The sequence below is a fragment of the Micromonospora sp. LZ37 genome (assembly GCF_059359015.1).
Genome location: NZ_JCADBL010000013.1, coordinates 51,415 through 76,596, shown reverse-complemented (window position 1 = coordinate 76,596; position 25,182 = coordinate 51,415). Strand labels below are relative to the sequence as shown.

23 protein-coding genes are annotated in these 25,182 nt (G+C 72.4%); 9 read left to right on the top strand and 14 right to left on the bottom strand.

Annotated features, from left to right (window positions below):
* Positions 1-70: 70 nt before the first annotated feature.
* Entirely contained in the window at positions 71-544 is a 474-nt protein-coding gene (locus AC5L3Z_RS24200) for a hypothetical protein (protein WP_494845239.1), read from the bottom strand.
* A gap of 120 nt (positions 545-664) precedes the next feature.
* On the opposite strand from AC5L3Z_RS24200, the gene AC5L3Z_RS24195 reads away from it, so the two are divergent.
* Positions 665-1,945: an MFS transporter gene (locus tag AC5L3Z_RS24195; RefSeq protein ID WP_494845237.1), complete on the top strand. Its 1,281-nt coding sequence runs from the start codon at positions 665-667 to the stop codon at positions 1,943-1,945.
* Between the two features lie 249 nt (positions 1,946-2,194).
* Here the strand turns inward: AC5L3Z_RS24195 and AC5L3Z_RS24190 are convergent, their stop codons facing one another.
* On the bottom strand, positions 2,195-3,907 hold the full coding sequence (locus AC5L3Z_RS24190; RefSeq protein WP_494845236.1) for a bifunctional metallophosphatase/5'-nucleotidase: 1,713 nt from the start codon (positions 3,905-3,907) through the stop codon (positions 2,195-2,197).
* A 321-nt stretch (positions 3,908-4,228) separates the two neighbouring features.
* Between AC5L3Z_RS24190 and AC5L3Z_RS24185 the strand changes: the two genes are divergently transcribed.
* The gene (locus AC5L3Z_RS24185) at positions 4,229-5,026 is read left to right on the top strand and encodes an alpha/beta fold hydrolase (RefSeq protein ID WP_494845234.1); all 798 of its coding nucleotides are present in this window, start codon (positions 4,229-4,231) and stop codon (positions 5,024-5,026) included.
* A gap of 200 nt (positions 5,027-5,226) precedes the next feature.
* Here the strand turns inward: AC5L3Z_RS24185 and AC5L3Z_RS24180 are convergent, their stop codons facing one another.
* Complete coding sequence (locus AC5L3Z_RS24180; RefSeq protein ID WP_334531747.1) at positions 5,227-5,682, bottom strand: lamin tail domain-containing protein; 456 nt, start codon at positions 5,680-5,682, stop codon at positions 5,227-5,229.
* Positions 5,683-5,986: 304 nt separating this feature from the next.
* Entirely contained in the window at positions 5,987-6,766 is a 780-nt protein-coding gene (locus AC5L3Z_RS24175) for a phosphodiesterase (protein ID WP_494845232.1), read from the bottom strand.
* A gap of 255 nt (positions 6,767-7,021) precedes the next feature.
* Between AC5L3Z_RS24175 and AC5L3Z_RS24170 the strand changes: the two genes are divergently transcribed.
* Entirely contained in the window at positions 7,022-8,398 is a 1,377-nt protein-coding gene (locus AC5L3Z_RS24170; RefSeq protein ID WP_494845412.1) for a sensor domain-containing diguanylate cyclase, read from the top strand.
* 23 nt (positions 8,399-8,421) lie between these two features.
* Here the strand turns inward: AC5L3Z_RS24170 and AC5L3Z_RS24165 are convergent, their stop codons facing one another.
* Both AC5L3Z_RS24165 and AC5L3Z_RS24160 read right to left on the bottom strand, forming a co-directional pair.
* Complete coding sequence (locus AC5L3Z_RS24165) at positions 8,422-9,486, bottom strand: aspartate-semialdehyde dehydrogenase (protein WP_494845231.1); 1,065 nt, start codon at positions 9,484-9,486, stop codon at positions 8,422-8,424.
* A 5-nt stretch (positions 9,487-9,491) separates the two neighbouring features.
* The gene (locus AC5L3Z_RS24160; protein WP_494845229.1) at positions 9,492-10,757 is read right to left on the bottom strand and encodes an aspartate kinase; all 1,266 of its coding nucleotides are present in this window, start codon (positions 10,755-10,757) and stop codon (positions 9,492-9,494) included.
* Between the two features lie 291 nt (positions 10,758-11,048).
* Between AC5L3Z_RS24160 and AC5L3Z_RS24155 the strand changes: the two genes are divergently transcribed.
* The 4 genes from AC5L3Z_RS24155 to leuA all read left to right on the top strand — a co-directional run bounded on the left by AC5L3Z_RS24155 (position 11,049) and on the right by leuA (position 15,174).
* A complete protein-coding gene (locus tag AC5L3Z_RS24155; RefSeq protein ID WP_494845228.1) occupies positions 11,049-11,879 on the top strand; it encodes a hypothetical protein in 831 nt (276 codons plus the stop codon).
* Between the two features lie 84 nt (positions 11,880-11,963).
* Complete coding sequence (locus AC5L3Z_RS24150) at positions 11,964-12,494, top strand: nitroreductase family protein (protein WP_494845227.1); 531 nt, start codon at positions 11,964-11,966, stop codon at positions 12,492-12,494.
* A gap of 134 nt (positions 12,495-12,628) precedes the next feature.
* Complete coding sequence (locus AC5L3Z_RS24145) at positions 12,629-13,180, top strand: hypothetical protein (RefSeq protein WP_494845225.1); 552 nt, start codon at positions 12,629-12,631, stop codon at positions 13,178-13,180.
* A gap of 242 nt (positions 13,181-13,422) precedes the next feature.
* The gene (gene leuA, locus AC5L3Z_RS24140) at positions 13,423-15,174 is read left to right on the top strand and encodes a 2-isopropylmalate synthase (protein ID WP_494845224.1); all 1,752 of its coding nucleotides are present in this window, start codon (positions 13,423-13,425) and stop codon (positions 15,172-15,174) included.
* 56 nt (positions 15,175-15,230) lie between these two features.
* On the opposite strand, the gene AC5L3Z_RS24135 is transcribed toward leuA, so the two are convergent.
* Complete coding sequence (locus tag AC5L3Z_RS24135) at positions 15,231-16,676, bottom strand: MFS transporter (RefSeq protein WP_494845222.1); 1,446 nt, start codon at positions 16,674-16,676, stop codon at positions 15,231-15,233.
* A 107-nt stretch (positions 16,677-16,783) separates the two neighbouring features.
* On the opposite strand from AC5L3Z_RS24135, the gene AC5L3Z_RS24130 reads away from it, so the two are divergent.
* Together AC5L3Z_RS24130 and AC5L3Z_RS24125 are read left to right on the top strand one after the other, a co-directional pair.
* A complete protein-coding gene (locus AC5L3Z_RS24130) occupies positions 16,784-17,443 on the top strand; it encodes an HNH endonuclease family protein (protein WP_494845221.1) in 660 nt (219 codons plus the stop codon).
* Positions 17,425-17,817, top strand: coding sequence for a hypothetical protein (locus AC5L3Z_RS24125; RefSeq protein WP_494845219.1), 393 nt, complete (start codon positions 17,425-17,427; stop codon positions 17,815-17,817). Before AC5L3Z_RS24130 ends, AC5L3Z_RS24125 begins: the two co-directional genes overlap by 19 nt.
* Before the next feature lie 48 nt (positions 17,818-17,865).
* On the opposite strand, the gene AC5L3Z_RS24120 is transcribed toward AC5L3Z_RS24125, so the two are convergent.
* The 7 genes from AC5L3Z_RS24120 to AC5L3Z_RS24090 all read right to left on the bottom strand — a co-directional run bounded on the left by AC5L3Z_RS24120 (position 17,866) and on the right by AC5L3Z_RS24090 (position 25,110).
* Entirely contained in the window at positions 17,866-18,969 is a 1,104-nt protein-coding gene (locus tag AC5L3Z_RS24120) for an ABC transporter ATP-binding protein (RefSeq protein WP_494845218.1), read from the bottom strand.
* Positions 18,966-20,081: an ABC transporter ATP-binding protein gene (locus AC5L3Z_RS24115; RefSeq protein ID WP_494845216.1), complete on the bottom strand. Its 1,116-nt coding sequence runs from the start codon at positions 20,079-20,081 to the stop codon at positions 18,966-18,968. The genes AC5L3Z_RS24120 and AC5L3Z_RS24115 overlap by 4 nt, the downstream gene beginning before the upstream one ends.
* A gap of 9 nt (positions 20,082-20,090) precedes the next feature.
* Positions 20,091-21,053: an ABC transporter permease gene (locus AC5L3Z_RS24110; RefSeq protein ID WP_494845215.1), complete on the bottom strand. Its 963-nt coding sequence runs from the start codon at positions 21,051-21,053 to the stop codon at positions 20,091-20,093.
* On the bottom strand, positions 21,050-22,054 hold the full coding sequence (locus tag AC5L3Z_RS24105; protein WP_494845214.1) for an ABC transporter permease: 1,005 nt from the start codon (positions 22,052-22,054) through the stop codon (positions 21,050-21,052). Before AC5L3Z_RS24105 ends, AC5L3Z_RS24110 begins: the two co-directional genes overlap by 4 nt.
* 81 nt (positions 22,055-22,135) lie before the next feature.
* Positions 22,136-23,803: an ABC transporter substrate-binding protein gene (locus AC5L3Z_RS24100; RefSeq protein ID WP_494845212.1), complete on the bottom strand. Its 1,668-nt coding sequence runs from the start codon at positions 23,801-23,803 to the stop codon at positions 22,136-22,138.
* A gap of 396 nt (positions 23,804-24,199) precedes the next feature.
* The gene (recR, locus tag AC5L3Z_RS24095; RefSeq protein ID WP_334531699.1) at positions 24,200-24,793 is read right to left on the bottom strand and encodes a recombination mediator RecR; all 594 of its coding nucleotides are present in this window, start codon (positions 24,791-24,793) and stop codon (positions 24,200-24,202) included.
* Between the two features lie 8 nt (positions 24,794-24,801).
* On the bottom strand, positions 24,802-25,110 hold the full coding sequence (locus tag AC5L3Z_RS24090; RefSeq protein WP_334531696.1) for a YbaB/EbfC family nucleoid-associated protein: 309 nt from the start codon (positions 25,108-25,110) through the stop codon (positions 24,802-24,804).
* Between the last annotated feature and the right edge of the window lie 72 nt (positions 25,111-25,182).

The following is a 25,182-nucleotide window of genomic DNA, read 5'->3' as shown; positions in this document are numbered from 1 at the left end:
CTCCCGGTCAGTCCGCCAACCAAGACAACGCGGAGGCCCACGAGGTTGACCCGACGCGGCAGATTTCGCGTCAGTCGTGCCGCTCGGTCCGCTCGATCTCGGCGAACGCGGCGTGCAGGTAACCGTCGAGCGGCCGGTCCGCCGCCGCCAGCAGGTCGGCCACGAGCAGTGGGGCGTGCCGGGCGACCGCCGCCGGGTCGGGTGGGGAGTCGTCGTCGCCCGGGTCGTAGACGCCGAGCGCCCCGGCGAGCAGGACCAGCACCACGTGCGGGTCGACGTCGGGCCGCCACGGGACCGCGGCGCGGACGCAGCGTTCGAGCACCTGCCGGACGTCGTCGCCGTCCAGCCCGTCCGGGTGGGTCTCCTCCAGCAGCAGCCGGACCACCACGCCGAGGACCAGGCCGGCCCGCTCGGCGCCGCCGAGCCGGTCGACCGCCGCCTCGTACGCCTCGCCGTCGCGGGCCCGGGCGGCGTGGACGGCGTCGGTGGCCGCCACCGCGATCTCGCGGGCGGGCGCGGGGAGGTGTCGCCAGGTCACGGTCACCGGCCCAGCATGGCAGAGCACCCCGACACGCAGGCGGTGGCCGTAGACCTGACCACCCAGGCACCCCGTGGGGCGGTAAACCGCTCGCGGATCGTCGTACCCGGCCAGCAGAATCCCCGCATGCTGCGCCGATCCCTCCCCCGCCGCCCGGAAGCCCGACGGATCCTCCTCGGCACCCTCCTGTCGGCGATCGGTCGCGGCCTCACCCTGCCGTTCCTCTTCATCTACCTGACCGACGTCCGGGGCCTCTCCGATCCCCGCGCCGGCCTGGTCATCGGCTGGTACGGCGCGGTGACCCTGGCGCTGTCGCCGCTGGGCGGCACGCTGATCGACCGGTTCGGCGCGCGCCGGATCGTCCTGCCCTGCCTGCTGGTCGAGGCGGTCGGGACCGGCTCGCTCGCCCTGGTCGACTCGACCGCCTCGGCGTTCGTGGTGGCCACCCTGATCGCGATCGGCAGCTCCGCGATCTGGTCCGGGCAGAACACCATCCTCGCGTCGCTGACCGCCGACGACGAGCGGCAACGGGTGTACGGCCTGAACTTCGCCCTGCTCAACCTCGGCATCGGGATCGGCGGCCTGACCTCGGGCGCCATCGTGGACATCAGCCGGCCGGTCACCTTCGAGCTGATCTACCTGCTCGACGCGGTCAGCTACCTGATGCCGGCGCTCATCCTGCTCACCCTGCCGCACGTCGGGCACCGGCTCAGCACCGCCGGTGGGGCGGGCGGAGCCGGCTCCGGCGGCTACCTGACCGTGCTGCGGGACCGGCCGTTCCGCCGCCTGGTGATCTTCGGCCTGGTCCTCACCACCTGCGGGTACGCCCAGATCGAGGTCGGCTTCACCGCGTACGCCGTCCGGGTGGCCGAGGTGACCCCGCGGGTGGTCGCCTCGGCGCTGGCCGCCAACACGGTGATGATCGTGCTCTCCCAGCTGCTGATGATCCGGCGGATCGAGGGGCGCAGCCGGACCGGGGCGCTCGCCCTGGTCGGTGTGGTCTTCGCGGCCGCCTGGCTGGTCCTCGGCGCGGCCGGACTGATCGGCCCGGAGAACGCGCTGGCGGCGGCGCTCGGCGTGGTGACCTGCGCGGCGATCTTCGGGTTCGGCGAGACGATGCTGTCGCCGGTGATGCCGGCGCTGACCAACGCGCTCGCCACCGACGAGCTGCGCGGCCGGTACAACGCGATGAGCTCCATGATCTTCGGGATCAGCGGGGTGATCGGTCCGGTGACCGCCGGCCCGCTGATCGGCGCCGCCGACGGCCGGATCTGGGTGGCGGTCGTGGTGGGCGGCTGCCTGGTCGCCTCCGTCATCGCCCTCTCCCTGCGCCCACTCCTCACCGCCGTGCAGGACGGACGGGTCCGTACCGCCGACGACCCGATCACCGCCCCCACCCCCGCCTGACCCGCCCCCGCCCGGGCCCGCATCCGACGCCCGCATCCCACGCCGGCAAGGACCAGGCTCGCGGCCATGATCGTGCTCGATCCTGGATGTAGTGGGTTCGGAGCACGTCGGAGGCCACTACAACCGGGATCGAGCACGATCTCGACGGCCGGGGCGAGCGGAAGCGGGCGGCGGGATGGCGGGAACGGCGGGTACGGAACGGGCCCCGGAGCGGTCGCTCCGGGGCCCGTTCGCGCGGGAGTCCTGCCGTCAGGCGGCGGGGGTCTCGGCGGTGGTGCGGATGCGGTCCAGGGCCGGCGCGGAGACCGGCGAGGACGCGGTCAGGTACGCCACGAACGCGTCCAGGTCGATCATGCCGGTGACCTGGTTCGTGCCACCCTTGAGGACGGTGAAGCCGTCCCCGCCGCCGGCCAGGAAGTTGTTCACCGTGACCCGGTAGGTGGCGCCCTCGGCGACCGCCACGCCGCCGAGGCTGAGGCTGCCCCGGACGACCCGGCTGCCCGCGCACGGGTCGGTGGTGGTGCCGGTGACGCCGTTCACGTCGACCGTGTAGCGGACCGACGAGGACGGGTAGAGCGTGCGGCCCACCACGAACTGCTGCTCCAGCACGCAGTAGAGCTGCGCCCCGGTGAGGTCGAGCGTCACCAGGTTGTTGGCGAACGGCTGGACCGTGAACGCCTCCTCGTAGGTGACCGGGCCGGCGTCGAGGTCGGCGCGGACACCACCGGGGTTCATGAACGCGCCGAGCGCGCCCTGCTCGTCGTCGGTCGCGGCGAGCTGCGCGTCGGCGATCACGTTGCCGAGCGGGGACTCGCCCTTCGCCGTACCGAAGAGGGTCTCCTGGACGCGGTTGAGCGGCTCGGCGGTCTGGCCGACGACCTTGGTGGCGACCGGGCCGAGCGCCGTCTTGTACCGGGTGATCAGCTCGGTCTGCGCCGGGTCCCTCGCGACGGTCCGGGTGACCACGACGTTGTTGGCCCGGGCGGTCAGCACGTCGCCGGTCTTCCGGTCGATCTGGAGGTCGATGTCGGTGACCAGGCGGCCGAAGGAGCTGGCGCTGGTGACCAGCTTGCCGTTGATCTCGCAGTTGTACGCCTGGTGGGTGTGCCCGCTGACCACCACGTCGATGGCCGGGTCCATCCGGTTGGCGATGTCGACGACCGGGCCGGTGAAGCCGGCGCAGTCGTTGATGCCGCCGGTGGCGTCCTGCTGGCCACCCTCGTGCAGCAGCACGACGATGGTCTCCACGCCCTGGGCGCGCAGGATGCGGGCGTACCGGTTGGCGGTCTCGGCCTCGTCGCTGAAGGTGAGGCCGGCGACGCCCTCCTGGCTGACGATCTGCGGGGTGCCCTCCAGGGTCATCCCGATGAAGCCGACCTTGACGCCGGCGACCTTCTTCACCCCGTACGGCGGCAGCAGCGGCTCGCCGGTCGCGGTCTTGAAGGCGTTCGCGGAGAGGTACTGGAAGCCGGCGCCCGCGTACGGGGTGCCGTCCGCGCAGCCGTCGACCGGGTGGCAGCCGCCGTTCTGGATGCGGAGCAGCTCGTCGGCGCCCTCGTCGAACTCGTGGTTGCCGACGCTGGCGAAGTCCAGCCCGGCCAGGGTGAGCGACTCGATGGTCGGCTCGTCGTGGAAGGCGGCGGAGAGCAGCGGGGAGGCGCCGATCAGGTCGCCGGCCGCGACCGTGATGGTGCGCTCCTGCTCCTCCTCCGTGGTGCCGCGCAGCGCGGCGAGCTGGGTGGCGAGGTACTCGGCGCCGCCGGCGAACTGGCCGGCGATGGTGCCGCTGGAACCGGTCGGCGGCTCGAGGTTGCCGTGGAAGTCGTTGAGGGCGAGCAGCTTGACGTCGACCGGCTTGGGGCCGGCGTCGGCCTGGCTCGGGTGGACGGCGACCGTGCTCAGCGCGGCCGCGGCGAGTGCGGTCAGGCCGATGGCGGCGCGACGCATCCCGGGGACGGACATGGAACTCCTTGTGAGGTTCGGCGTTGGACGCTCCCCCGGGCGATGGTTCGCCCGAGCGACCCTGATCCGTGCCGTGACAGGGGTCGTTCGCGGATGGCGGCGGTCGGGGGTCGCCGCTCCCGTCGGCTGTCAGCCTCTCACCTCCGGCCACCCCGGTCGACCGGGGAAGTCGACAGACCTGCGGATACGTGAGGTGACCCGGGACGGACGTTCGGACCATTGGCGACATGACGGGTGGTGGAAGCGGTCCGGCGTGCGTCGAATTCCTGTCGGCGGCACCGACCAGGATGGAGGACGACACGACGAGGAGAGGACCCGCGGATGACCGACACGACCCCGGCGGTGGGCACGGTGCGCTCCGCCGACGGCACCACCATCGCGTACGAGCGCAGCGGCGAGGGGCCGGCGATGGTGCTGGTGGGCGGCGCGTTCAACGACCGGTCGACCACCCGGGCGGTGGCCGCCGCGCTGGCGGGTGACTTCACCGTGTTCGGGTACGACCGGCGCGGCCGGGGCGACAGCGGCGACACCGCCCCGTACGCGGTGCGTCGGGAGATCGAGGACCTGGCGGCCCTGATCGAGGCGGCCGGCGGCACGGCGTACCTGTACGGGGTCTCCTCCGGCGCGATCCTGGCCGCCCTGGCGACCGCCGCCGGGCTGCCGGTCGCCGGGCTGGCCCTCTTCGAACCGCCGTTCCGGGTCGGGCCGCGTGCCGGGTCGGGCCCGGCGCTCGCACCCCGGCTGGCCGAGCTGGTGGCGGCGGGCCGGCGGGGCGACGCCGTCGAGTGCTTCCTGCTCGACGCGGTGGGCATCCCCGCCGACCAGGTACGCGGCATGCGCGAGCAACCGATGTGGTCGTGGCTGGAGCTGATGGCTCCGTCCCTGGTCCACGACGCCACCGTCACCGGCGACGGGACGCTCCCCGCGGAGCTGCTCGCCGGCATCGGCGTGCCGACCGTCGTGGTGGAGAGCAACGGCAGCCCGGACTGGCTGCGCGACGCGGCGGGGGCCACCGCCGAGGCGGTCCCGGGTGCCCGGCGGGTGAGCCTGGCGGGTGGTTTCCACGAGGTGCCCGCCGAGCTGCTCGCCGTCGAGCTGCGCCGCTTCCTGCGGAGCTGACCGCCGTCGCCGGTTCTCGCATCCGGGCGGGCGACGGCTCGGCGGTCCGTGAGGCGGACGACCGCCCCGGGCGGGCCGGCGGCTCCCGGTGCGGAGGAGCCGCCGGCTGCCCGGGGCGGTCGGTCGAATGCCGGCTCCCGCTCACGCGGGTGCCGGCCGTCTCAGCGTGGGTCACGCGGGCCCGTGCCGGCCCGCGCGGATCAGCAGTAGGTGTAGCTGCCGCTGCTGCCCCAGGAGCAGGAGTCGATCGCCGTACCGGCGGAGTTGCGCAGGTAGGCGGTGTCACCGGTGTTGTTCCAGATGTACGCGCCGGAGCCCCAGTACCGGTGGGTGGAGGTGTTGGTGCCCTTGCCGGTGTGGATGTAGACGCTGGCGCCGGAGGCCAGGCGGAAGTCGGTGGCGAACTTGTACACGTGGCTCGACTTGTCGCGCAGCGTCCAGGACTTGAGGTTGATGGTGGTGCTGCGCCGGTTGGTGAGCTTGACGTACTCGGCGTTGAGGCTGCTGTTGGAGCGGTTGTCGGTGCCCGGCGAGTTGTAGTAGACCTTGGTGATCTGGATGGCCGGGGTGGCCGCCTGCGCCGGCGTGGCGACAGCGACCGTGCCGCCGAGGACGGCGGCGAGCGTCGCCGCGTAACCGATGAGCTTCTGCTTCATGCGTTCCCCACATGTGGTGGGCCGACCCGGGGGTCGGCCACGAGTGGGCCGAGGCTATCGATGTCGCGGGGCAATCGTGGACTGTGAAACCTCTGCGTCGGCAAACAAATCCGTGAGGGTCGACTGTCCGAACCGGAGGGTGATCATGGGCCGGGCGGTCGTCGGGCCGGCGATGACCCTTTCGCCGACGACCGCCGCCCGACCGGCCGGCGCGTCGGCCGGTCCACGCCGGTCCGCGGACGACCGACGACCGGTGGCTCGGCCGGGGGCAGCCGCGAAGCAGGAGCAGTTCCACCGGTGCGGCTCAGTAGCCGCAGGTCTGCCCGGCGGCGTGGCTGACCTGGACGGTGTGCGTGACGCAGCCGTCGCCGTCGATCGCGTGCAGCAGGAAGGCGGTCGGCTCGTCCACCCAACCGATCTGGTCGTCGGCGCTCATCGTCAGCGACGCCTGCCGCCAGGTGCTCGGCGCGACGGTGAGCACCGTGCCGGCGTACGCGGTGGTCACCGGGCGGTGCAGGTGGCCGGCGGCGACTCGTACCACGTGGGGGTGCCGGCGGATGACCTCGGCGAGCGCGTCGCCGTCGGCGAGCCGGATGGCGTCGGCGGCCGGGACGCCGACGGCGACCGGCGGGTGGTGCAGGCAGACCAGGGCGGGCACCTCGGTACGGCCGCCGAGCACCCCGTCGAGCCAGCCGAGCTGCTCCTCACCGAGGCGGCCGCCGTCCTCGCCGGGGGTCGACGAGTCCAGCATTACGACCGTCACCTCCGGGTGGTCGACGTGGTAGTACGCGGAGAAGCCGCCACCGAGGCACGGCGTGCCGCCGAAGGCGTCCAGCAGCGACTCCCGGTCGTCGTGGTTGCCGGCGGCCAGGTGCACCGGCAGCGGGTACCGCCCGAGCACCTCGCGCAGCGCCGCGTACTCGTCGGGGCGGCCCTGCTCGACCAGGTCGCCCGTGATCACCACGCAGTCCGGGCGGGGGCGCAGCGCCAGCACCCGGCCCAGCGCGCGGTGCAGGCCGGCCGCGGGCACGGCGGCGAGCGCGCCGGTGGTGACGTGCGGGTCAGTCAGTTGGGCGACGAGCATGGCTCCTCCACTGCGACCGGGACCCTCACGCTAACCCCGGCAGGCTCCCCGGCGTGGCCCGTCCCGCAGCCCCACAGCCCCTGTCCACAGCCTGTGGATGGCACATGCGTACGAACAGCCGGTGATCTTGACCGTGGGCGGACCGCCGCCGGCTGAGTACGCTTGCTCCCAGCCCCGGCGCCCGTCCGGGCCCTCCCCACCTGGAAGAACGTGGATCACGAGCGAGTCGTCCGGGACGTCACGGTCCGCCTGCCGATGGCGTCGAGCGCGATCGAGGCGTGCCAGTGGACCGTGACCGCCCTCGCCCGGTACACCCCGGCGACGATCTCCGTCCTGCTCCAGGCGCACGACCGGCTGCGCTGCGTCGCGGCCACCGGGTCCTGGCAGGTCTTCTCCACGGTGCCGCCGAAGTCCGGCGTCGTCGGCCGGGTCTACGCCTCCGGCGAGGCCGCCACCGTCCCCGACGTCACCGCCGACCCCGACCACCTCCCGGTACGCCCCGACGTGACCGCCGAGATCTGCGTACCGGTGCTCGACCCGGCGGGCCGGCCGGTCGGGGTGCTCGACCTCCAGTGGAGCGGACCGGTCGAGCTGGCGCCCTGGCGAGCCACCGCCGAGCGGCTCGCCGCCCGGCTCGGCGCCCGGATCATGGCACTCGGCGGGCCGCCGGCCGAGAGCCGCAGCGAGAAGCTGCTCCGGCACGCCACCGCGATGACCTCCGCCCCCACCGAGTGGGACCTGATGACCGCCGCCATCACCGCGGCCCGGGACGTCTCCACCCTCTCCGCGGCCGTGCTGGTGCTGGCGGGCCGGCGGGGCCCGCGGGTGAGCGAGCCGACCGGCGCCACCGGCGAGCTGGAGTCCCGGATCCGGGCCGAGCTGACCGAGGCCGGCGCGAGCCCGCTCGGCCGCATGATCGCCGGCGCCCACCGGCACGGGTCGGCGTACACGCTGGGCGAGGCGGGGCACCCGCCGACGGACGACTACCTACCGCTGGCCCGGGCGGGGGTGCGCACCCTGGTGTCGGTGCCGGTCGGCCGCCCGGACGACGGCGGGGTGCTGCTGGTGGCCGACGAGCGGCTGCTGCGACCCGACCCGACCACGGTCAACCTGATGGAGCTGCTGGCCGGGCAGGCGTGGGGCGCGCTGGACCGGCTGCGCACCCTGACCCAGCTGCGCGAGCAGGCCAGCTCCGACCCGCTCACCGGGCTGCGGCACACCGGGCCGTTCGGGCAGCGGATCCGGGCCGCCACGCCGGGGCGTACCGCCCTGCTCGCGATCGACGTGGACGGCTTCAAGACCGTCAACGACACGTACGGCCACCAGGCCGGCGACCGGCTGCTGGTCGGGCTGGCCCGCGCCCTGGAGGGGGCGCTGCGGCACGGCGACGAGCTGTACCGGATCGGCGGCGACGAGTTCGTGGCGGTGATCGAGGTGACCCGCCCCGAGGAGGCGGTGGGTGTCGCGGAGCGGTTGACCGAGGCGGCGCGGCGGACCGGCCGGACCATCAGCGTCGGCGTGGCCCTCCCCCACCCCGGCGAGTCCCCCGAGCTGACCCTCCGCCGCGCCGACCAGGCCCTCTACCGGGTCAAACGCCAGGGCCGCGACGGCGTCCACCTCTCCGCCGCCTGACCCCGACGCGTGGGGTGAGGGGGTCAGGAGCGGGGGGTCAGTTCCTTGGCGAGGAGTTCGGCGATCTGGGCGGTGTTGAGGGCGGCGCCCTTGCGGAGGTTGTCGCCGGTGACGAAGAGGTCGAGGGCCCGGGGGTCGTCGAGCGCGCGACGGATGCGGCCGACCCAGGAGGGGTCGGTGCCCACCGCGTCGATGGGCATCGGGAACTCACCGGCGGCCGCGTCGTCGACCAGGATCACCCCGGGGGCGTTGCGCAGCGCCTCGCGGGCGCCCTCGGCGTCCACCTCGGTGGCGAAGACCGCGTGCACCGCCACCGAGTGGCCGGTCACCACCGGCACCCGTACGCAGGTGGCGGAGACCTTCAGGTCGGGCAGCCCGAGGATCTTGCGGGACTCGTTGCGGACCTTCATCTCCTCGGAGGACCAGCCCCCGTCGGCGAACGACCCGGCCCACGGCACGACGTTGAGCGCCAGCGGTGCGGGGAAGGGGCCCAGCTCGTCGCCGACGGCCTGCCGTACGTCGCCGGGGCGGGAGCCGAGCACCCGGTCACCGGCGATCTTCGTGAGCTGGGTGTGCAGGGTGTCCACGCCGGCCTGGCCGGCGCCGGAGACCGCCTGGTAGGAGGCGAGGACCAGCTCGCGCAGCCCGTACTCGCGGTGCAGCGGGGCGATCGCCACGATCATGGCGAGGGTGGTGCAGTTGGCGTTGGCGATGATGCCCTTGGGCCGGTTGCGTACCTGCTCCGGGTTGATCTCCGGCACCACCAGCGGGACGTCCCGGTCCATCCGGAAGGCGCCGGAGTTGTCGACCGCGACCGCGCCCCGGGCGACCGCGATCGGCGCCCACTGCGCGGAGACCTCGTCCGGCACGTCGAACATGGCGACGTCGACCCCGTCGAAGGCCTCCGGGGTGAGCGGCTGGACGGTCAGCTCCTCACCCCGGCAGTGCACCTTCCGCCCGGCCGAGCGCTCGGAGGCGAGCAGCCGGATCTCCCCCCAGACGTTGCGTCGGGAGGAGAGCAGCTGGCACATCACGGTGCCCACGGCACCGGTCGCCCCGACCACGGCGAGGGTGGGCAGCGCCGTCATCGGCGCTACCGCCCGGTCCCCGCGTAGACCACGGCTTCGGAGTCGCCGCCCAGCTCGAACGCGTCGTGAATGGCGCGGACCGCCTTGTCGAGGTCGGTGTCCCGGCAGACCACCGAGACCCGGATCTCCGAGGTGGAGATCATCTCGATGTTGACCCCGGCCGCGCCGAGGGCGGCGAAGAAGCCGGCCGCGACGCCGGGGTGCGACCGCATGCCGGCGCCGATCAGCGAGACCTTGCCGACGTGGTCGTCGTAGAGCAGGCCCCGGAACTTGACCGTCTCCTGGATCTTGCTGAGCGCGGCCATCGCCGTGGGGCCGTCGGTCTTGGGCAGCGTGAACGAGATGTCCGTGCGGCCGGTGCCCTCGGTGGAGACGTTCTGCACGATCATGTCGATGTTGATCTCGGCACCGGCCACGGTGTCGAAGATGCGGGCCGCGGCGCCCGGCTCGTCCGGCACCCCGACGATGGTGATCTTGGCTTCGCTGCGGTCGTGGGCGACCCCGGTGATCAGTGCCTGTTCCACAGGAAGGTCCTCCATCGATCCGGTGACCATGGTGCCGGTGTTGGTCGAGTATGACGAACGGACGTGGATCGGCAACCCCGCGCGCCGGGCGTACTCGACACTGCGCAGGTGCAGCACCTTGGCGCCGCAGGCGGCCAGCTCCAGCATCTCCTCGTAGGTGATGTGCTTGATGTGCCGGGCGTTCGGCACGATCCGCGGGTCGGCGCTGAAGATGCCGTCCACGTCGGTGTAGATCTCGCAGACGTCGGCGTGCAGCGCGGCGGCGAGCGCCACCGCGGTGGTGTCCGAGCCACCCCGGCCGAGCGTGGTGACGTCCTTGGTGTCCTGCGAGACGCCCTGGAAGCCGGCCACGATCACCACCGCGCCCTCGTCGAGCGCGCCCTTGAGCCGGCCCGGCGTGACGTCGATGATCCGCGCCCGGCCGTGCACCGAGGTGGTGATCACGCCGGCCTGCGAGCCGGTGAACGAGCGCGCCTCGTACCCCAGGTTGTGGATGGCCATGGCGAGCAGCGCCATGGAGATCCGCTCCCCGGCGGTGAGCAGCATGTCCAGCTCACGACCCGGCGGCAACGGGCTGACCTGGTTGGCCAGGTCGAGCAGCTCGTCGGTGGTGTCGCCCATCGCGGAGACCACCACCACCACGTCGTCGCCGGCCTTGCGGGCGGCCACGATGCGCTCGGCCACCCGCTTGATCCGCTCGGCGTTCGCGACGGAGGACCCGCCGTACTTCTGCACCACGAGTGCCACGACGGCGCACTCCCTCCCAGCGACGACCCTGAGCGTGCCGACGCCGCCGGGCCCGGTGTCCGGCGGCGCGTGTCAGACCTGTCCAGGGTATCGGGCGGTACGCGAGGACAGGTCGGGTGATCCCACCATCCGGCGCGGACCCCCGGTCCGACCCGGGTCCGCCGGGTCGGCCGAGCGTCGTCGGCGCGGGATTCTCCGCCATCGGGGGCGTCGACAGCGGCTGCGCGACACGCGGGTGGGCGGCGGATGGCGCCGGCCCGTCGGCGGCCTCGCGGGCAGCAGAATGACCCGGTGCATGCCCACCTCCGCGCGCCGCGACGGTCGACCGGCGCCCTGCTCCTGCTCCTTCCCGCGCTCCTCGCCGCCTGCGGCGACGAGGAACCGGAGACCCCGGCCCCCACCCCGGCCTCCGCCGCGGCGCCGTCGGAGTCGGACGCCGCCCGGGACGGGCTGGCCGCCCTGGCGGCGGCCGCCCGGGACCGTCACCTGACCGCCCGCTACACGCTCGCCGACTCCGACGGCACCACCCGGGACATCACGGTGACCACCGCGGACGACGGCAGCTGGCGGGTCGACGTGCCCGGCGGAGCGCTCGGTGGCGGCGCCGACGTCTCGCTCGCCGCCACCCGGGACGGCCTCTTCCAGTGCGGCCTGCCCTCGGCCGCCCGCCCGGAGCCGGCGACCTGCGTACGCCTCGGCGACCGCGACGATTCCCTGCCGAGCCGGCTGGACCCGCGGGTGCACCATCCGTTCACGGACTGGCTGGAGGTGCTCACCGACCGGCGGGCGGCGCTGTCGGTCTCGGTCGCCGTGCCGCCGCCCGGCGCGACGGGTAGCTGCTACGCGGTGGAGACCACCTCCGCCTCGCTGAGCCCCCCGCTGGACGTGGGCATCTACTGCTACGAGCGGGACGGCACGCCGACCTTCGTGCGGGCCGCGCTCGGCACGCTCACGCTGGCCGGGGTGCCCGGCCCGGGGCCGGCGACCGTGTCGCTGGCCGGCCCGGTGGTGCAGGCCGCGCCGCTGGGTCGGGACGCGGTCGACCCGTCGGGCACCGACGCGGTCTCGCCCGGCACCGACACGGCCGAGCCGTCCGGGGGTCCGGGCGCGGGAACGCCCTGACTCGGCGTGGCGTTACGGGTGGTCTTGCCCACATTCGCCCCACCCCTCCCAAGGTGCGAAACGCCCATACGGGATTCTCTTCCCATGGCCGACCTCACCCCGCTGCTCGCCTTCCGCTGGAGCCCCCGGGCGTTCGACCCGGACGCCGAGTTGACCGGCGACGAGGCGGCCTCGCTGCTGGAGGCCGCCCGCTGGGCCCCGTCCGTCGGCAACTCCCAGCCGTGGCGGTTCGCGCTCGGCCACCGCGACGACGAGACGTGGAAGCGGATCCTGGTCAGCCTGCCGGCGTACGACCAGGGCTGGGCGCGGCACGCCGCCGCGCTGGTGGTGGGGGCGCACACCGGCGGCAACCAGGAACGGGCCGCGTACGACCTGGGGCAGGCGGTGGCCCACCTGACCGTGCAGGCCACCGCGCTCGGCCTGCACGTACATCAGCTGGCCGGCTTCGACCGGGCCGCCCTCGCCGCCGACCTGGAGCTCCCCCCGGAGGTACGCCCGCTGGTGGTGGCCGCCGTCGGGCGGCTCGGCGACCCGTTCGACCTGCCCGAGGAGCTGCGCCGCCGGGAGACCGCGCTGCGCCGCCGACGCCCGGTCGCCGCGCTGCTGCTGCGCTGACCACCGGCGCCGGCCCGCCGCCCGCCCGACGGGGTCCGGCACGGTGGGCGGCCCGCCCGGCGAGCGTCGCCGACGTTGCGGAGCGGCACTACGGTGGGCGACGTCGGTCGAGCACCTGGTGACATCGGAGTGCCATGGACGCCAACACGATCACCGCCGTCTGCGCCACCGGCATCGCGGTGGCCTCGCTCGCCGTCTCGATCACCGAGGCTCGGGCCTCCCGACGCCACAACCGCCAATCCGTGCGACCAGTCCTCCAGTTCGAATTCGTGTGGCAGCCTCACGAGAAGACCGGCATGCGTCTGTCCAACCACGGGCTCGGCCCCGCGGTCGTCACCGGCACCACCGTCACACTCGACGGCGAACAGCTCGGCACCTGGGAGGAGTTCGCGGTCGACCGGATCAGCGCATCACTGCCGATCCGTCCGAGGGTCCTGACGCTGCGGGACCGCAAGGTGCTACCCGCCGGCTTCCACGATTTCCTCTTCCACCTGCCGGAGTACCGGCCGGAGGCCGACGCCTGGTTCTGGCACCTCATCCGGCACCGGCTCCAGATTGAGGTCCGGTACGAGTCCCTGTACGGACGGGATCAGCAACGGATCATGTCGCTGCGTCGCCGGGACGGGCCGATCCCGCGCGAACCGGGACCGGGGCCGGCACCGGAAGCTGCGACTCCGATCCCATAGTCCGGACCTGCCTTCCCACCCCCCGTCTCACCACGTAGGGTGACCTTGTCATGTGGCAGGCGTACCTTCTCCTTGGTCGCCGCGACGAGGCCTGACCGGCCGGCACCTCGTCGCGGAGTCGAACCGCGCCGTCCAGCACATCCGAACTTCCCCTCGGCACCGCGCGGGCACCGTCGCCCAGACACCTCGCCGACACCTTCCGATTGCTGACGCCCGACATGACCTCACGGGAGCACTCCGCCATGGCTCAACCCGTCACCGACGCCGAGACCGATCCGATCGCCCGGCAGCGCCCCAGCCGCATGCCGTTCCGGCGCTACCAGCCGTACCAGCAGCAGTTCCGAATCGACCTGCCGGACCGCAGCTGGCCCACCCGGCACGTCGAGGCCGCGCCCCGCTGGTGCGCGGTCGACCTGCGCGACGGCAACCAGGCCCTGATCGACCCGATGTCGCCGGAGCGCAAGCGCCGGATGTTCCAGCTGCTGGTGCAGATGGGCTACAAGGAGATCGAGGTCGGCTTCCCCTCGGCCAGCCAGACCGACTTCGACTTCGTCCGGCAGCTGATCGAGCAGGACCTGATCCCGGAGGACGTCACCATCCAGGTGCTCACCCAGTGCCGGGAGCACCTGATCGACCGGACCTTCGAGTCGCTGCGCGGCGCCCGGCGGGCGATCGTGCACTTCTACAACTCCACCTCGACGCTCCAGCGGCGGGTGGTCTTCGGGCTGGACCGCGACGGGATCACCGACATCGCCACGCAGGGCGCCCGGCTCTGCCGGAAGTACGCCGAGATCCACACCCCGGACACCGACATCCACTACGAGTACTCGCCGGAGTCGTACACGGGCACCGAGCTGGAGTACGCGCTGGAGGTGTGCGCCAAGGTCATCGAGGTGGTCGACCCGACCCCGGACCGCAAGCTGATCGTCAACCTGCCGGCCACCGTCGAGATGGCCATGCCGAACGTGTACGCCGACTCGATCGAGTGGATGCACCGGCATCTGCCCCGGCGGGACAGCCTGGTGCTGAGCCTGCACCCGCACAACGACCGGGGCACCGGGGTGGCCGCCGCCGAGCTGGGCCTGCTGGCCGGCGCCGACCGGATCGAGGGCTGCCTCTTCGGCAACGGCGAGCGCACCGGCAACGTCGACCTGGTGACGCTGGGGCTGAACCTCTTCTCCCAGGGCATCGACCCGATGATCGACTTCTCGAACATCGACGAGGTCAAGCGCGCCGTCGAGTACTGCAACCAGCTACCGGTGCACGAGCGGCACCCGTACGCGGGCGACCTCGTCTACACCGCCTTCTCCGGCTCCCACCAGGACGCCATCAAGAAGGGCTTCGACGCGCTGACCGCCGACGCGGCGGCGGCCGGGGTGCCGGTCGACGAGCACACCTGGGCGGTGCCCTACCTGCCGATCGACCCGAAGGACCTGGGGCGCACCTACGAGGCGGTCATCCGGGTCAACTCGCAGTCCGGCAAGGGCGGCGTCGCGTACATCATGAAGACCGAGCACCAGCTCGACCTGCCGCGCCGCCTCCAGATCGAGTTCTCCGGGGTGGTCCAGCAGGTCACCGACCACGCTGGCGGCGAGGTCGACCCGGGCACCATGTGGGACATCTTCGCCCGGAACTACCTGCTCGACCACCAGGTGGACCCGGACCTCACGCTGGCCGGCTACACGATCGGCACCGTCGACGGCAAGGTCGAGATCGAGGCCCGGGTGGGCCTGGGCGGGGAGCAGCGCCCGATCAACGCGGTCGGCAACGGCCCGATCGACGCGTACGTCAACGCGCTCCAGTCGGTGGGCGTGGCGGTACGGGTGCTCGACTACCACGAGCACGCGCTCTCCTCCGGTGGTGACGCGCAGGCCGCCGCGTACGTGGAGTGCGACGTGGACGGCCGTACCGTCTGGGGCGTCGGCACCGACGCGAACATCGTCACCGCCTCCATCAAGGCGGTGACCAGCGCCGTCAACCGCGCACGCGACTGACGCGGGCGGAAGGGACCCCCGGTCGACGCCTCGGGCGGAGCAGGGGGTCCCTCCGCTCAGCGGTGCGGCGATGGGGGCTCCCTGCGGTCGGGCCGGTGGATGAGCACGGCCGCGGTCACCGCGCCGGCCAGCAGCCCACCGGCGCACCAGAGCATCGCCCCCCGGTACGCGTCGGTCAGCTCGGTCGCCTGCTCGTACCCGGTACCGGAGAGGCCGACCAGCAGCGGCAGCGCGGCCACCGCGAGCAGGCCGCCGACCCGGGAGGCGGCGTTGTTGAAGCCGCTGGCCACCCCGGCGAACCGGTCGGCGACGGCGGCCAGCACCGATGCGGTCAGCGGCGCCACCACCAGGGTCAGTCCGAGTCCGAAGAGAAGCACCCCGGGCAGCACGTCCGCCCAGTACGACGCGCCCGGTCCGATCCGGTGCAGCAGCAGCAGGCCGACGGCGGCGATCACCGGCCCGACGGTCAGCGGCAGCCGGGGACCGATCTTCGCCGACAGGGCACCGGCGCGGGCCGAGCCCACCAGCAGCAGCAGGGTCATCGGCACGGTGGCCAGCCCGGTGCGCAGCGCCGACCAGCCGACCACGTTCTGCAGGTAGACGGCGAAGAAGAAGGTGAACCCGCCGAGCGCCGCGTAGACCACCACGGTGAAGAGGTTCAGCACCGTGAAGAGCCGGCTGGTGAAGAGGCCGGCGGGGAGCATGGCCCCGTCGCCCCGCCGCCGCTCCAGCAGCACGAAGGCCACCGCGGCCAGCACCCCGACCAGCGCCGACGCGAGCACCGGCAGCGAGCGCAGGCCACGCGCCGGGGCGTCGATGAGGGCGTACGTGATCCCGCCCAGGGCGAGCGCGCCGAGCAGCGCGCCGGCCGCGTCGAAGCGACGGCCCGGCCCGGCGCGGGCGGCGTCGGCGTCCCGGCTCTCCGGCACCCAGCGCAGCGCGGCCAGCACCACGGCCGCCGCCAGCGGCAGGTTGACGAGGAAGATCCACCGCCAGGAGAAGACGTCGACCAGCCAGCCGCCGAGGAACGGGCCGAGCGCGGTGGAGACCCCGGCGAGCCCGGACCAGGTGCCGATGGCCCGGGCCCGGTCGTCGGGGCGGAAGCTGGCCTGGAGCACCGAGAGCGATCCGGGGGTGAGCAGCGCGCCGCCGGCGCCCTGGAGGAACCGGGCGGCGACGAGCTGGCCGGTGTCCTGCGCCAGGCCGCAGGCGACGGAGGCGACCGCGAACCACACCACCCCGAGCAGGAGGACCCGCCGGCGGCCGAACCGGTCCCCGAGCGCCCCGCCGAGCAGCACGAACGCGGCCAGCATCAACAGGTAGCCGTTGATCGTCCATTGCAGACCGGCGACGGTGGCGTCGAGGTCGGCGCCGAGCCGGGGCAGCGCCACGTTGACCACGGTGCTGTCGAGGAAGACCATGCCGGAGGCGAGGACCGCCGCGAGCAGCGTCCCCCGGGCGGGGACGGTGCCCATCCGGAGCGCGTGGTCGGGTGCGGTCATGGGTACCAATCTGCCGGGCGGGCACCGGACACGCCACGAAACGACGAAACCCCGCTTGGGTACTGTGCGGGATCGCCGGGAGCCCGCAAGCTGGAGAGGTGTCGACTGTGCGTACCAGATCAGGAGCCCGCGGGACGGTGGCGGGCGCGCTCGCCGCGGTGCTCGCGCTCGGCGTGGGCGGCTGCGACGTCGGGGTCGACGAGCCGCAGGCGCCGCCGAGCAGCGCCGGGAACGTCGGTGAACAACTGGCCGAGCTGACCGTGGCGAAGGCCGCGTCGATGAAGGGTTACAGCCGGGAGCGGTTCCCGCACTGGCGGGACACCGGCACGAACTGCGACGTGCGGGACAGCGTGCTGAAGCGGGACGGCGACGACATCCGCCTCTCCGGCTGCAACGTGGTGGCGGGGCGGTGGGAGAGCGTCTACGACGGGCGGTCCTTCACCGATCCCTCCGACGTGGACGTCGACCACATGGTCCCGCTGGCGAACGCGTGGCGTTCGGGTGCGGCCGAGTGGGACGACGCGCGGCGCGGGGACTTCGCCAACGACCTGACCCGACCGCAGCTCATCGCGGTTTCCGCGAGCTCCAACCGGGCAAAGGGTGACCAGGATCCGTCGCAGTGGAAACCGGCGAACCGGTCGTACTGGTGCAAGTACGCCGAGGACTGGGTGACGGTCAAGCACCACTGGCGGCTGACGGTGACCAGCGCCGAGAAGGCCGCCCTCAGCGACATGTTGGAGGGTTGCACATGGGCGAACAAGCCGTGACCGGGGCCGGGGCGACGCCCGCCCCGGGGGCCACCACCGCCGGGATGACCGCCGACGGCAGCCCGGCCGCCTCCGCCGAGGTGCCGGGCGCGGGGATGAGCGCCGACGCCGGCGGCACCGGCGCCTCGCGGGAGCTGACCGCGGACCTGGTCGCCGGCCCGGGCGGGGTGATGACCGACGAGGTCGGCGTGGTCACCGGCGAGCTGACCCTGCGGACGGGGTACGCGGACGGCCAGGTCACCCTCGCCGTGCAGTACAAGGACGCCGACGAGTGGTACGTGGTGACGGGTGGGAAGGCCCCGCTGACCGACCCGGCCGGGCTGGACGCGGTGCACGCGATCGCGGTCGCCCTGCTCCACCGCCCGGAGGGCTGAACCACGGCGGGCGGGACACCCGACCCGGGTGTCCCGCCCGCCGACTTCTCAGACGTACGAGCCGGGCTCGCTGGGCGCGGAGACCACGCCCGGCGCCTCACCCTCGCCCTCGGGGCGGACCACCTCGGCGCTGACCGCGTGCGGCTTCAGCTCCCCGCTGGCGATCTGCTCGGCCCAGTGGCAGGCGACCCGACTGCCGCGGATCTCCCGCAGCGCCGGGCGCTCGTCCGCGCACCGGGTCGGCTGGGCCCACGGGCAGCGGGTGTGGAACCGGCAGCCGGACGGCGGGTTCGCCGGGGAGGGCAGGTCGCCGGCGAGCAGGATGCGCTCCCGCCGGTCCTCCACGTCGGGGTCCGGCACCGGCACCGCCGACATCAGCGCCCGGGTGTACGGGTGCAGCGGCTCGGTGTAGAGCCGGTCGCTCGGCGCCTCCTCGACCAGGGCGCCCAGGTACATCACGCCGATCACGTCGGAGATGTGCCGCACCACGGCGAGGTCGTGCGCGATGACCAGGTAGGTCAGGCCGAGGCTCTCCTGGAGCTCGTCCAGCAGGTTCACCACCTGGGCCTGGATCGACACGTCGAGCGCGGAGACCGGCTCGTCGGCCACGATCAGGTCCGGGCCGAGCACCAGCGCCCGGGCGATGCCGATGCGCTGCCGCTGCCCGCCGGAGAACTCGTGCGGGTAGCGGGAGAGCGCCCAGCGGGGCAGCCCGACGGCGTCCAGCGTCTCGCCGATGATCCGCCGCCGGTCGTTGCGGTCGGTGCCGATGCCGTGGGTCTGCAACCCCTCGGTGAGGATCGACTCGACGTTCTGCCGGGGGTCGAGGCTCGACATCGGGTCCTGGAAGATCATCTGCATCCGACGACGCATGGTGCGCAGCTTCCCGGCCGGCAGGGTGGTCAGCTCGACCCCGTCGAAGCTGACCTCACCGGCGGTCGGCGGGGTGAGCTGGAGCAGCGCCCGGCCGAGCGTCGACTTGCCGCACCCGGACTCGCCGACCAGGCCGTACGTCTTGCCCCGGGGAATGCTGAGGTCGACCCCGTCGACCGCCTTCACCTGGCCGACCGTCCGGTCGAAGATCACCCCGCGCTTGATCGGGAAGTGCACCTTCAGGTCGCGGACCTCGACGAGGATGTCGCTCTCGGTCACGGCTTCTCCTCCTCGCGCGGCGCGGGGCCCAGGCCGGGCACCGTGGGCGGGTCGTCCGGGACGGCCTGGGCCGGCACCGAACCCGGCTGCGCGTCCGTCGGCACCACGGCCCGGACGTCCTCGGCCGGCGTCAGTCCGGGAACCGGCGCCGGGTTGACGCAGCGGTAGCTGCGGTCGTCGTGGGCGAGCACCAGCTCCGGCGGCTCCCCCACGCACGCGTCGACCCGGCGGGTGCAGCGCGGGGCGAAGGCGCAGCCGTCCGGCCAGGGCAGCACGTCCCGCACCGAACCGGGGATCGGGTTGAGCCGTTCGCCCCGCCCGGCGTCCAGGCGCGGCACGGACCCGAGCAACCCCACGGTGTACGGGTGCCGGGGCTCGCGGAACAGCGGACGGCGGCGGGCCGTCTCCACCACCCGACCGGCGTAGAGGACGTTGACGGTGTCGCACATGCCGGCGACCACGCCGAGATCGTGCGTGATCATGACCAGCGCGGTGTCGGATTCCCGGACCAGGTCCTTGAGCAGTTCCAGGATCTGCGCCTGGATGGTGACGTCCAGCGCGGTGGTCGGCTCGTCGGCGATCAGCAGCCGGGGCTGACAGGCCACCGCCATCGCGATCAGGGCGCGCTGCCGCATGCCGCCGGAGAGCTGGTGCGGATATTCCTTCAGGCGCCGCTTCGGGTCGGGGATGCCGACCCGGTCGAGCAGCGACGCCGCCTCCTTCTCCGCCGCCGCGCCCTTCATCCCCCGGTGCCGGGTGAGCACCTCGGTCACCTGCAACCCGATCGGGATCACCGGGTTCAGCGAGGAGAGCGGGTCCTGGAAGATCATGGCCACGTCGCGGCCACGGATGTCCCGGCGGGAGCGGTCGTCGAGCTGGAGCAGGTCGGTGCCGTCGAAGACCGCCTTGCCGCCGACCCGCAGGCCGGGCTGCTTGGGCAGCAGCCCCATGATGGCCAGCGAGGTGACGCTCTTGCCGCAGCCGGACTCACCGACCAGGCCGACCACCTCGCCGGCGTCGACGGAGAACGAGACCCCGTCGACGGCGTGCACGGTGCGCTGACCGCGCCGGGAGAAGGTGACGGAGAGGTCATCCACTTCGAGCAGTGCCATTAGGTCGACCTACTTCCGCAGCTTCGGGTCGAGGGCCTCGCGCATCGCCTCACCGAGCAGGGTGAAGCCGAGCGCGGTGATGATGATGGCGACCGCCGGGTACACCGCGAGGCCCGGCCGGATGTCGATGTACTGCTGCGCGTCGGCGAGCATCACACCCCATTCCGGCACGGAGGTGTCGGGGTTGCCGAGCCCCAGGAAGGAGAGCGCGGCGGCCTCGATGATCGCGGTGGCCAGGGTGAGGGTGGCCTGCACGATGACCGGGGCGAGCGAGTTCGGCACCACGTGGCTCAGTGCGATCTTCGGCTTCTTCACGCCGAGCGAGGTGGCGGCCAGCACGTAGTCGCTGTTCGCCTGGGAGATCATCGAGCCGCGCAGCAGCCGGGCGAAGACCGGCACCGAGACCACGCCGACCGCGATCATGACGGTGGTCAGGCTCGCCCCGAGCAGGGCGGCGATGCTCACCGCGAGCAGCAGGCTGGGCAGCGCCAGCATCATGTCGATGAAGCGCATCAGGATGCTGTCGATCCACCGCCCCCACCGGCCGCCGAGGCCGGCGGCGGCGCCCGCGACGCCGCCGATCAGCGCGCCGACGGCCAGGCCGATCAGCGTGGAGACCACGCCGACCAGGAGGGTCTGCCGGGCACCGACGATCAGCCGGCTGAACTCGTCCCGACCCTGGTGGTCGTAGCCGAGCCAGTGGTCACCGTCGATGCCGGGGATGACGCCAGGCTTGATCAGCCCGTCCCTGATACCGATCGTGTCGGTCGGGCTGTACGGCACGAAGAACGGGCCGACGACCGCGACGAGCACGAAGATCGCCAGGATCACGGTGCCGACGATGGCGGCCGGGTTGCGGCGGAGCCGGCGGAACGCCTCCTGCCAGAGGCTCACCCCCCGCTCGTCCTCCCGGGCGGCCAGCTCGGAGAGCCGGTCGATCTTCTGCTTCTTCTTGCCGGAGGTGATCGTCATCGAACCCTCACCCTCGGGTCGATCAGGCTGTAGGAGAGGTCGACCAGGAGGTTCACCAGCACGTACACCACCGCGATGATCAGGATGAAGCCCATCAGCACCGGGTAGTCGCGCTGGCTGATCGCCTCGGCGACGAAGGCACCGATGCCGGTGAACCCGAAGACGGTCTCCGTCAGCACCGCGCCGGAGAGCAGGAGCCCGGTCTGCAGGCCGATCGAGGTGACCACCGGCAGCATGGCGTTGCGCAGCACGTGCCGGCGGCGCACCGTCGACTCGGTCAGGCCCTTGGCCTCGGCGGTGCGGACGAAGTCCTCGTTGAGCACCTCAAGCACGCTGGCCCGGGTGATCCGCACGATGATCGCCAGCGGGATGCTGGCCAGCGTCAGGCCGGGCAGGACCAGGTGCCACAGCGCGTCGGCCGCGGCGTCCCACTCCCGGGTCAGCAGACCGTCGAGGAAGAAGAAGTTGGTGATCCGGGTGGCGTCCATGGTCGGGTCCTGGCGACCGGCGGACGGGAACCAGCCGAGGTTCTCCGAGAAGATCGCCTTGAACACGTACGCCAGGAAGAAGACCGGGATGCAGATGCCGATCAGCGAACCGCCGACCGAGAGGTGGTCGAGCAGCCGGCCCCGGCGGCGGGCGGCCAGGTAGCCGAGCGGGATGCCGATCCCGATCGCGAGCACCAGCGCCATCATCGTCAGCTCGACGGTGCCGGGGAAGCGCTCCAGGAACTCGGTGGTGACCGGGCGCTTGGTGGCGGTCGAGGTGCCCAGGTCCAGGCGGATCAGCCGCCGGACGAACCGGCCGTACTGCACCAGGATCGGCTCGTCCAGGCCCATGTTGCGGCGGATCGCGGCGCGCATCTCGGGTGTGCCGCGCTCGCCGAGGATGGCGGTCTCCGGACCGCCGGGCAGTCGACGGAGCCAGATGAAGAGCAGGAGGGAGAGCCCGAACAGCGTCGGTATCAGCTGGAGCAGGCGTCTGACGATGAACCGGAACACGGTGGCCTCGAAGGGGGTGCGGAGGGTTGCGGGCGGACGCCGTCGAAACGGCGTCCGCCCGCGTTCCTTGCGTGCGTCAGGTCAGGACTTGAACTCGGCGCTGGCGTACCGCTCGTCGGTGAGCGGGCTCGCCTTGATCCCGGTCACGTCCTTGCCGAACACGATCGCCGGCGGCGAGTGCGACACCGGGACACCCGGCAGGAAGTCCATGACGGCCTTGTTCAGGGCCTTGTACTTCTCCACCCGGGCCGCCGGGTCGGCGGTGCTGTCGGCGTCCTTGAACTGGTCGAACAGGGCCTTGTTGGTGAAGCCCCACTCGTCCTTCTTCCGGTCGAAGAAGGTGCCGATGAAGTTGTAGGCGTCGCCGTAGTCACCGGTCCAGCCGAGGAAGTGCAGGTCGTGCTTGCTGCCGGAGGTGGTGGCGTTGAGGTAGTCCGGGCTCCACTTCAGCGGGATCGCCTCGACCTGGATGCCGGCCGCCTTGAGGTCCGCCGAGAGCAGCTCGAAGATGTCCTTGGGGTTCGGCATGTACGGCCGGGTGACCTCGGTCGGGTAGTGGAACTTCAGCTTCAGGTTCGCCGCGCCGGCCTCGGCCAGCAGCTTCTTCGCCTTCTCGACGTCGTACTCGTACTTGGTGACGTCGCCGTTCCAGCCCTCGACGGTGTCCGGCATGAAGTTCAGCGCGACCTTGGCGCCCGGGGGCAGCTTCGAGTCGACCAGCGCCTGCCGGTTCAGGGCGTGCGCGATGGCCTGCCGGACCTTTAGGTCGGCGAGCTTCGGGTTGCCACTCTGGTTGATCGCCAGGTAGAGCACGTTGAACGCCGGGCGGGTGAGGACGTTGAAGCCCTCCTTCTTCAGCGGCTCGACGTCGGCCGGGCCGACCAGGTCGTAACCCTGGATGTCACCGGAGCGGAGCGCCTGCTTGCGGGCGTTCTCGTCGGAGATCGTCTTGAAGATGAGGGTCTTCAGCTTGGCCTTGGTGCCGTGGTAGTCGTCGTTGCGCTCGATGGTGAGCGTCTTGTTGGCGACGTCCCAGGACTTGAACTTGAACGGGCCGGTGCCGGTGGGGTGCTCGGTCGCGTAGGACGGGTACTTGATGTCCTCGGCGGTGCCGCCCACGTTGCTGGCGTCGTACTGCTCCAGCGCCTTGGGGCTGTGCATGGAGAACGACGGCAGCATCAGCGCGGCCGGGATCTTGCTGGAGACCCGGGTGAAGGCCAGGTCGACCGTGGTGGCGTCCTTGGCGGTGCAGGACTTGAAGAGGCTCGGCGGCAGGTCCGCGCTCTCGTTCTTGGCGAAGCCGCCCATGACGTCCTGCCAATACGCGGTCACGTCGGGGCTCTGCATGAGGCCCTTCGCGTTGTACCAGCGGTCGAAGTTCTTGCAGACCGCCTCGGCGTTGAACTCGGTGCCGTCGTGGAACTTCACGCCGGAGCGCAGCTTGAAGGTCCACGTGGTGCCGGCGGCGTCCGGGGTCCAGGACTCGGCCAGGCCGGGGGTGACCTTCGTGCCACCTTCCTCCGGGCGGACCAGCGTCTCGAAGACCTGACGCGCGACGCGCAGCGACTCACCGTCGCTGGCGAAGCTCGGGTCCAGCACCTTCGGGTCTCCGGCTACGCCGAAGACGAGAGTGTCCTTCTTCTTGCCGTCACCGGAACTGCCATCACGGTCGCTCTCGGCGCAGCCTGCTACCGCGAGGGCCGCGACCGCGACGGCCGCGATCGCGACCTTCGGCCTGGATGCACGCATGGTGCTTCTCCTTGGGGGTACGGACAACGTGGTGACAGGGGTCACCGATGGCGGTGACCATAGCCCCCGTTTCGACGCTGCGGAAACCGGCGGATGGCTGGTTGGTATCGGATCGTGTCCCAGCCGCGACATGGCCGACGAATCGAAGGCAAATAGCCCTCGTCGCCGAACAATCCGAAACTGCGATGCCAAACTGTTACGTCATCCGGGCCGCTGCGGACCTTCGGTGTCAGATCGCGAGAGGGTCCGCGCGACGGTGCCGGCCGGACCGGCGGGAGCAGAGGCTCGACCGCGGGAACCCGGGGGGTCAGCGGTGGCGAGCACCGCGCCGGCGTACGCGGGGCACGCCGGGGGTGGCCGCGGCCTCGACCGCGGCCCACCCCGGCGCCCGTGACCTCAGACCGCGCGGCGGCCCTCGAACGCCCGGCCGAGAGTGATCTCGTCGGCGTACTCCAGGTCGCCACCGACCGGCAGGCCGCTGGCGAGCCGGGTCACCGCGATCCCCATCGGCTTGACCATCAGGGCGAGGTACGTCGCGGTCGCCTCGCCCTCGGTGTTGGGGTCGGTGGCGAGGATCAGCTCACGGACCGCCCCGCCGCTGAGCCGGGTCATCAGCTCGCGGATGCGCAGGTTGTCCGGGCCGATGCCCTCCAACGGGTTGATCGCCCCGCCGAGCACGTGGTAGCGGCCCCGGAACTCACCGGTCCGCTCGATCGCCACCACGTCCTTGGGCTCCTCGACCACGCAGAGCACCTCGTCGGTGCGGCGCGGGTCGCGGCAGATCCGGCACTGGTCGGACTCGGCGACGTTGTAGCAGGTGGTGCAGAACCGGACCAGCTCCTTGACCTTGCGCAACGCGCCGGCCAGCCGGTTGACGTCGGCCGGGTCGGCCGACAGGACGTGGAACGCGATCCGCTGGGCGCTCTTCGGGCCCACGCCCGGCAGCCGCCCCAGCTCGTCGATCAGGTCCTGGATGGCGCCTTCGTACATCTGCCGGCTCAGAAACCGGGCAGGCCGAGGCCGCCCATGCCGCCGGTAACCGGGCCCATCTTCTTCTCGGTCAGCTCCCGGGCCGCCTCGGCGGCGTTGTGCAGCGCGGCGACCACCAGGTCCTCCAGCGTCTCCACGTCCTCCGGGTCGACCGCCTTCGGATCGATCTTGATGCTCTTGATCTCACCGGCACCGGAGACGGTGGCGGTGACCAGGCCACCGCCGGCCGTGCCGGTCAGCTCGGCCTCGGCCAGCTCGGCCTGGGCCTTGGCGATCTGCTGCTGCATCTTCTGCGCCTGCTTCAGCATCTGCTGCATGTTCGGCTGTCCACCTGGGCGCACGGATGGGCTCCTTCTCGCACTCGTCTGCTCGGCCGCGCCCAGCCTAGC

Excerpts from the sequence above, each read along its gene's own strand:
- AC5L3Z_RS24115 (WP_494845216.1), bottom strand. The coding sequence starts at position 20,081 with ATGGCACTGCTCGAAGTGGATGACCTCTCCGTCACCTTCTCCCGGCGC.
- AC5L3Z_RS24185 (WP_494845234.1), top strand. The coding sequence starts at position 4,229 with ATGACCGACACGACCCCGGCGGTGGGCACGGTGCGCTCCGCCGACGGC.
- leuA (WP_494845224.1), top strand. The coding sequence starts at position 13,423 with ATGGCTCAACCCGTCACCGACGCCGAGACCGATCCGATCGCCCGGCAG.
- AC5L3Z_RS24125 (WP_494845219.1), top strand. The coding sequence starts at position 17,425 with ATGGGCGAACAAGCCGTGACCGGGGCCGGGGCGACGCCCGCCCCGGGG.
- AC5L3Z_RS24110 (WP_494845215.1), bottom strand. The coding sequence starts at position 21,053 with ATGACGATCACCTCCGGCAAGAAGAAGCAGAAGATCGACCGGCTCTCC.
- AC5L3Z_RS24170 (WP_494845412.1), top strand. The coding sequence starts at position 7,022 with ATGGCGTCGAGCGCGATCGAGGCGTGCCAGTGGACCGTGACCGCCCTC.
- AC5L3Z_RS24175 (WP_494845232.1), bottom strand. The coding sequence starts at position 6,766 with ATGCTCGTCGCCCAACTGACTGACCCGCACGTCACCACCGGCGCGCTC.
- AC5L3Z_RS24135 (WP_494845222.1), bottom strand. The coding sequence starts at position 16,676 with ATGACCGCACCCGACCACGCGCTCCGGATGGGCACCGTCCCCGCCCGG.
- AC5L3Z_RS24150 (WP_494845227.1), top strand. The coding sequence starts at position 11,964 with ATGGCCGACCTCACCCCGCTGCTCGCCTTCCGCTGGAGCCCCCGGGCG.
- AC5L3Z_RS24190 (WP_494845236.1), bottom strand. The coding sequence starts at position 3,907 with ATGTCCGTCCCCGGGATGCGTCGCGCCGCCATCGGCCTGACCGCACTC.
- AC5L3Z_RS24195 (WP_494845237.1), top strand. The coding sequence starts at position 665 with ATGCTGCGCCGATCCCTCCCCCGCCGCCCGGAAGCCCGACGGATCCTC.
- AC5L3Z_RS24180 (WP_334531747.1), bottom strand. The coding sequence starts at position 5,682 with ATGAAGCAGAAGCTCATCGGTTACGCGGCGACGCTCGCCGCCGTCCTC.
- AC5L3Z_RS24090 (WP_334531696.1), bottom strand. The coding sequence starts at position 25,110 with ATGCAGCAGATGCTGAAGCAGGCGCAGAAGATGCAGCAGCAGATCGCC.
- recR (WP_334531699.1), bottom strand. The coding sequence starts at position 24,793 with ATGTACGAAGGCGCCATCCAGGACCTGATCGACGAGCTGGGGCGGCTG.
- AC5L3Z_RS24100 (WP_494845212.1), bottom strand. The coding sequence starts at position 23,803 with ATGCGTGCATCCAGGCCGAAGGTCGCGATCGCGGCCGTCGCGGTCGCG.
- AC5L3Z_RS24165 (WP_494845231.1), bottom strand. The coding sequence starts at position 9,486 with ATGACGGCGCTGCCCACCCTCGCCGTGGTCGGGGCGACCGGTGCCGTG.
- AC5L3Z_RS24145 (WP_494845225.1), top strand. The coding sequence starts at position 12,629 with ATGGACGCCAACACGATCACCGCCGTCTGCGCCACCGGCATCGCGGTG.